General features: G+C 67.0%; 7 protein-coding genes. 3 read left to right on the top strand and 4 right to left on the bottom strand.

Annotated features, from left to right (window positions below; translation table 11 throughout):
* Window positions 1-62: 62 nt before the first annotated feature.
* Complete coding sequence (locus ACYSM9_RS13955) at window positions 63-788, bottom strand: FadR/GntR family transcriptional regulator (RefSeq protein ID WP_461857553.1); 726 nt, start codon at window positions 786-788, stop codon at window positions 63-65.
* A gap of 199 nt (window positions 789-987) precedes the next feature.
* Between ACYSM9_RS13955 and gndA the strand changes: the two genes are divergently transcribed.
* Window positions 988-2424, top strand: a complete 1437-nt coding sequence (gene gndA, locus ACYSM9_RS13950; protein ID WP_461857552.1) for an NADP-dependent phosphogluconate dehydrogenase — start codon at window positions 988-990, stop codon at window positions 2422-2424.
* Window positions 2425-2540: 116 nt separating this feature from the next.
* Here the strand turns inward: gndA and epsC are convergent, their stop codons facing one another.
* From epsC to msrA, 3 genes are all read right to left on the bottom strand, one after another.
* Window positions 2541-3125, bottom strand: a complete 585-nt coding sequence (gene epsC, locus ACYSM9_RS13945) for a serine O-acetyltransferase EpsC (protein WP_461857551.1) — start codon at window positions 3123-3125, stop codon at window positions 2541-2543.
* A 41-nt stretch (window positions 3126-3166) separates the two neighbouring features.
* Complete coding sequence (gene cysK / locus ACYSM9_RS13940) at window positions 3167-4102, bottom strand: cysteine synthase A (protein ID WP_461857550.1); 936 nt, start codon at window positions 4100-4102, stop codon at window positions 3167-3169.
* A gap of 64 nt (window positions 4103-4166) precedes the next feature.
* Window positions 4167-4691 carry a peptide-methionine (S)-S-oxide reductase MsrA gene (gene msrA, locus ACYSM9_RS13935; RefSeq protein WP_461857549.1) on the bottom strand — a complete coding sequence of 175 codons (525 nt, stop codon included), beginning with the start codon at window positions 4689-4691 and terminating at the stop codon, window positions 4167-4169.
* Between the two features lie 100 nt (window positions 4692-4791).
* Here msrA and ACYSM9_RS13930 point away from each other — a divergent pair, with 100 nt between their 5' ends.
* Window positions 4792-5709 (top strand): Nif3-like dinuclear metal center hexameric protein, encoded by a 918-nt coding sequence (locus ACYSM9_RS13930; RefSeq protein WP_461857548.1) that lies wholly within the window; start codon window positions 4792-4794, stop codon window positions 5707-5709.
* Between the two features lie 123 nt (window positions 5710-5832).
* On the top strand, window positions 5833-6570 hold the full coding sequence (locus ACYSM9_RS13925; RefSeq protein WP_461857547.1) for a zinc ribbon domain-containing protein: 738 nt from the start codon (window positions 5833-5835) through the stop codon (window positions 6568-6570).
* Window positions 6571-6587 lie beyond the last annotated feature (17 nt).

Genomic DNA, 6587 nt, shown 5'->3' with positions numbered 1-6587 from the left:
CAAAGACTCCACCACCTCCGGCAAAGTCCTCCTCAGCTTCACCAGCGAAGGACCGCTGCCGGTCAGGGGCGCACTGGGATAAAAACGCGCGGCTGTTCCGTCCACGTGTCGGCCATCCTGGCCATTGTCCGCCGCAGGATGCGGTCTGAACCGTCCCGGGCCGCGGCGGCATCGCCCCGGGCGATCGCCTCCGCCACGTCCACGTGCCACTGCAGTGCAGCCTGGTGCGGGTGGTCCGGCATCAGTCCATGAACGGTGCGGCCGGTCAGGGTTTCGGCCACCTGGCCCATGAGGTTGGCGAACATCTCGTTGCCGGACCCTGAGAGCAGCAGGGAGTGGAAGCGGATGTCCAGTTCCAGGAAGCGGGCCGATTCGCCGTTGTTGCCGGCTTCCCGCATGGCCCGGGCGACATCGACCAGCTCCAGCCGCAGGGGGGCCGGCGCGTTCCGGGCGGCGAGCTCCGCCGCTGCAGGTTCGACGGCGGCGCGCAGCTCGGCCAGCGAGCGCAGCTGGGCGCCGCGCGAGTCGCTGGCCAGGCGCCACCGGATGACCTGGGGATCGAAGGGGTTCCAACGGCTCGGCGGCAGGACGCGGATGCCCACCCGCTTGGTGGTTTCCACCAATCCGAGGGACTGCAGGACGCGCACCGCTTCCCGGACCACGGACCGGGAGACGTTCAGCTCGTCCTCCAGCTGTTCGGCGAGCATGATGTGGCCAGCGGGGAGTTCCCCCGAAATGATGCGGGTGCCAAGGTTGTCGATGGCACGGTGGTGCAGGCTGCTGGTCATGCTGCTAAGCCTAGTGCGGGCGGCGACAGGCGGCGGCAGCGGTCCTACACTGGCAATGACACAAAAGGTTCCATTACGGGGCCGTTACTTTCCAGTCACCGCCGGAATATATATGCTTTATTCCGACCCCCTGATTTGCCTCGGTGCCTTCCGCCCCTGGAGGGCAGCATCCGTCGCACACAATGAATTGGAGTTCTTGATGTCTGCACACATCGGTGTCACCGGCCTCGCAGTGATGGGCGCCAACCTAGCGCGCAACCTGGCCCGCAACGGCTTCACGGTTGCCCTGCACAACAGGTCGGTGGAAAAGACCGACACCCTGCTGGAGAAGTACGGCTCCGAGGGCGACTTCATCCGGACCGAAAGCCTGCAGGAGCTGGTTGACTCCCTGGAGAAGCCGCGCCGCGTGCTCATCATGGTCAAGGCCGGCAAGCCGGTGGACTCCGTCATCGAGCAGCTCGAGCCGCTGCTGGAGCCGGGCGACATCATCATCGACGCCGGCAACTCCCACTACGAGGACACCCGCCGCCGCGAAGCCGCCCTGGCCAAGAAGGATCTGCACTTCGTCGGCGTCGGCGTCTCCGGCGGCGAGGAAGGCGCGCTCAATGGCCCGTCCATCATGCCGGGCGGTTCGAAGGAGTCCTACAAGGCCCTCGGCCCGCTGCTGGAAAAGATCTCGGCCAAGGTCGACGGCGAACCCTGCTGCGCCTGGATCGGAACCGACGGTGCCGGCCACTTCGTCAAGATGGTCCACAACGGCATCGAATACGCGGACATGCAGGTCATCGGCGAAGCCTTCGACCTGCTCCGTTCCGGCGCCGGCATCGAACCGGCCGAACAGGCCAAGATCTTCACCGAGTGGAACAAGGGCGACCTCTCGTCCTTCCTGATCGAGATCTCCGCCGAAGTCCTCGGCCACGTTGACGCCAGGACCGGTAAGCCGTTCGTCGACGTCGTGGTGGACGCCGCCGGCCAGAAGGGCACCGGCCGCTGGACCGTCATCTCCGCCCTGGAACTGGGCTCCCCGGTCTCCGGCATCGCCGAGTCCGTCTTCGCCCGTGCACTGTCCTCGCAGGCTGCCCAGCGCAAGCTTGGCCAGGAACTGCTCGAAGGCGGGGAAGCCGCCGTCGAAATCCCCGAGACCTTCGTTGAGGACGTCCGCCAGGCGCTGTACGCCTCCAAGCTCGTTTCCTACGCCCAGGGCCTGGACATGCTGACCTCCGCAGCCAAGGAGTACGGCTGGGAGCTGAAGCTGGACGAGATCGCTTCGCTGTGGCGCGCCGGCTGCATCATCCGCGCCGAGCTGCTCAAGGACATCACCAAGGCCTACGCGGCCGACGAAAAGCCGGCCAACCTGCTGTTCGCCCCTGCCTTCACCAAGGCGATCGCCGACGCCCTGCCGGCCTGGCGCCGCGTCGTCGCCACCGCCGTGCAGCTGGGCATCCCGGTTCCGGTCTTCTCCTCCTCGCTGGCCTACTACGACGGCCTGCGCCGCAAGCGCGTTGCCGCCGCCCTGATCCAGGGCCAGCGTGACCTGTTCGGCGCCCACACCTACGGCCGTGTTGACGCCGAAGGCACCTTCCACACCCTCTGGGGCGAGGACAAGTCCGAGATCGAAGCGGTGGACACCCACTAGGACCCGCTTCCGCACAACACAAAGGCGGGCAGTTCCCGGAAGAATCCGGGAACTGCCCGCCTTTGTGCATGCTGGGGTGGCTGCGACGCGGTCAGGGACCGCGCCGCGACCGTAGGTCAGATGCGGTATTCGATGTCGTACTCTGCGGGGTCGACGGCGGGAGTGGTCTCCCGCTGCGCGTCCCGGTGGCGCCACTTGGCGGGGACGCCCGTGACGATTGATTCCGGCGGCGCGTCCTTGACCACCACGGCGTTGGCGCCCACGGCACTGTCCCGGCCGATGGTGATGGGGCCCAGAATCTTGGCGCCGGCGCCGATGGTCACCCGGTCCCCGATGGTGGGATGGCGCTTGATCCGGGCCAGCGAACGGCCGCCGAGGGTCACGCCGTGGTAGATCATGACGTCTTCACCGATCTCGGCGGTCTCCCCGATGACCACGCCCATGCCATGGTCGATGAAGAAGCGCCGGCCGATGGTGGCCCCCGGGTGGATCTCGATGCCGGTCAGGAACCTGCCCAGCTGGGAGAGCAGGCGCGCGGGAAAGCGCAGCCCGGGATTCTGCCACATCGCGTGCGTCAGCCGGTGGATCCAGATGGCATGCAAACCGGAATATGCGAAAAAGTTCTCAAAAGAACCTCGAGCCGCCGGGTCGTGGGACCGGGCGGCGTCGAGGTCTTCCTTCAGTCTTGCGAAAAAGCCCACAAAGTTCTTTCTACAGGAAACGGGCGGACGGCTGCTGTGAATCAGCCGCGGATGTCGTCATACAGCACGGTGGAGATGTAACGCTCGCCGAAGTCGCAGACCACGGCGACGATCAGCTTGCCGGCGTTCTCCGGGCGCTTGGCCAGTTCGAGGGCGCCCCAGACGATGGCGCCGGAGGAGATGCCGCCCAGGATGCCTTCCTTGATGCCGAGCTCGCGGGCAACGCGGACGGACTCCTCGAGGGGTGCGTCGATGACCTCGTCGTAGACGTTGGTGTCCAGCAGTTCGGGGACGAAGTTGGCGCCCAGGCCCTGGATCTTGTGCGGGCCGGGGGCGCCGCCGTTGAGGATGGGGGAGTCCTTGGGCTCCACGGCCACGATCTGGACGCCGGGCTTGCGCTCCTTGAGCACCTGTCCGACGCCGGTGATGGTGCCGCCGGTGCCGACGCCGGCAACGAAGATGTCCACGGCGCCGTCGGTGTCGGCCCAGACTTCCTCGGCGGTGGTCCGGCGGTGGATCTCCGGGTTGGCTTCATTGGCGAACTGCTTTGCCCAGACGGAGTTCTCGGTGTTGGCGACGATCTCCTGTGCCTTCTCGACGGCGCCGCGCATGCCTTCAGAACCCGGGGTGAGGACGATCTCGGCACCAAAGGCGCGCAGCATGACCCGGCGTTCGGTGGACATGGTCTCCGGCATGGTGAGGATGACCTTGTAGCCGCGGGCAGCACCGACCATGGCCAGGGCGATGCCGGTGTTGCCGGAGGTGCCTTCGACGATGGTGCCGCCGGGCTTCAGGGCCCCGGACTTTTCCGCGGCGTCGATGATGGCAACGCCGATGCGGTCCTTGACGCTGTTGGCCGGGTTGTAGAACTCCAGCTTGACGGCGACAGTGGCATCCAGCCCCTCGCTCAGCCGGTTCAGCCTGACCAGCGGGGTCCCGCCTACCAGCTGCGTTACATCGTCATAGATCCGTGCCATGTAGATACGCCTATCTCTGAAGGGTGAATACTGAGGTCAGCCTAACGAGGCCGCGTAACGCTGGCTAAGCGTTAAGCCATGCAGAGTAATATTTCCGGGCCTTCGCAAGCTTGGGGTTGATGATCACCTGGCAGTACCCCTGCTCCGGGTGCTTGGCGTAGTAGTTCTGGTGGAATTCCTCGGCCACATGGAACCGGGGGAGCCTGCTGACCTCCGTCACGATCGGATGTGCCCACAGCGCCTGGTTCCGCTCGATGGCCTCCTCGAACAGGATCTTCTCCTCGGTGGTCTCATAGAACATGGACGAACGGTACTGCGTGCCCACGTCATAGCCCTGCCGGTTCAGGGTGGTGGGATCGTGCAGGGCGAAGAACATGTCGAGGATGACCTCAGCCGGAATGACCTCCTCATCGAACGTGACCGCCACCACCTCCGCGTGTCCGGTGGTGCCGCTGCAGACCGAGTAGTAGTCCGGCCGGGGGTCGTGGCCGCCGGTGTAGCCGGACACCACCGATGAGACGCCGCGGGTCTTCTGGTAGACGGCGTCGAGGCACCAGAAGCAGCCTCCGCCTAGAACAAAAGTTTTCATGACCTCTTCAATGGTTGGCGGCGCCGGATGATTCCCCGGACCGTGGCGGCGACGCCGGCAGCGTGCGGGCACGGCGGGGCGATGGGGTAAAACTAAGACTATGGAACCTGTGGACACCGACGTTACCGGCCAGGCAGATCACGGCGCCGGCGCCTCCTCCGGCGCGGCCCCCGGCAGTGTGGACGCACCCACGCTTGGCGAGCTGCTCCTTGCAGTGGAGGAACTCTGGCCCGAGTCGCTGGCGGAGAACTGGGACGAGGTGGGACTGGTGGCAGGCCATCCCGCCGCACCGGTCACCAAGGTCATGTTTGCGGTCGATCCCACGCTGGAAGTGATCGAGGAAGCGGTGGAATGGGGAGCCGAACTGCTGATCACTCACCACCCGCTGCTGTTGAAAGGCGTCACGTCGGTGGCCGCCACCACCGCGAAGGGCCGGGCGGTGCACCGGCTGATCGAGTCGGGCACGGCCCTGCTCACGGTGCACACCAACGGGGACTCCGCCGTCGGGGGCGTCTCCGATGTCCTGGCCGACGCCCTGGGCCTGCAGGACGTCGCACCGCTCACTGTCGCGGCCAACGGCCTGCCGGAAGAAGGCATCGGGCGCGTCGGGGACCTGGCGGACGCCATGAGCCTCGGCGACTTTGCCGCCCGGGTGTTCGGCATCCTCCCCTCTGTTGCCGGGGGCGTGCGCGTCTCGGGCGACAAGGACGGCCTGGTGCGCCGCATCGCCGTGTGCGGCGGCGCCGGGGACTCACTGTTCAACGAGGTCCGGGCCAGCAACGCGGATGTCTACGTCACCGCCGACCTCCGCCACCACCCGGCCTCCGAGGCGCGCGAAGCTGCCCTCAACGGCCGGCCCTACCTGGTGGACGTCTCGCACTTCGCCAGCGAATGGCTCTGGCTGCCGGCCGCTGCGGCCGCACTCGGCAACGTCCTGGCGGACCAGGGCCATGACGTTGAAATCCAGGTCAGCACCACCAACAGCGATCCCTGGGACTTCATCCTGACCCCGGGCTGACCCGGCTGGAGTGGCTGGACGGGCTGGCCGGGCTGGGGGCTGCCGGGCGGCCCACGCGCTAGAGTCTAGGAAGCGCCGGTCCGGCGCCCGGCCCAGGCCGGCAGGTCTCACGCGGAGGTAACAGTGGCCAAGGCAGCACCGGCAGAACAGTTGAAGTTGCTCGAACTGCAGGGGCTGGACGCCAGCCTGAAAGCCCTCGCCACCCGACGCCGCACCCTGGAAAACGACCCCCGGATCAAGGACCTCGAAGCCGCCCTGTCCGTCGCCAACGGCGAACTGGGGGCGGCGAAGGTGGCCGTGCACGATGCCGAAGCCGAGCTGAAGCGGGCCGAGGCCGACGTCGAACAGGTCGCGTCCCGCATCGAACGCGACGAGGCCCGGCTTAACAGCGGCACCGGCCTGTCCAAAGACCTCGTCGCCCTGCAGAAGGACATCGCCTCACTCACCAAGCGCCGCTCGGACCTGGAGGATGTGGAACTGGAGGTCCTGGAGCGGCTGGACACGCTGCGGGAGCGGCAGGCAGCCCAGCAGCAGATCGTCGATGACATCCAGGGATCCTTCGCCGGCATCCGCGCCGAACTTGATGACGCGCTGGCAGGGGTGGACGCCGAGGCCGACGGCGTGCGGAGCAGGCGCAATGACTTTGCCCAGGCCCTGGACGCCGCCCTGCTGGCGGTTTACGAAAAGACCCTGGCCCGGCGCGGCGTGGGCGCTGCCCGGCTGTTCCACGGCACCTCCGAGGCGTCGGGCATGAAGCTGAGCCCGGGCGACCTCGCCGAGATCAAGGCAGCGGCGCCGGACGACATCGTGTTCTGCCCCGACTCCGGCGCCATCCTGGTCCGCTCCGACGAATGGACCTAAGCGCCGGGGCCGAGTGA

The sequence above is a fragment of the Arthrobacter sp. C152 genome, assembly GCF_054890965.1.
The sequence above is the reverse complement of the archived record's forward strand: the minus strand, read 5'-3'. Positions and strand labels throughout refer to the sequence as shown.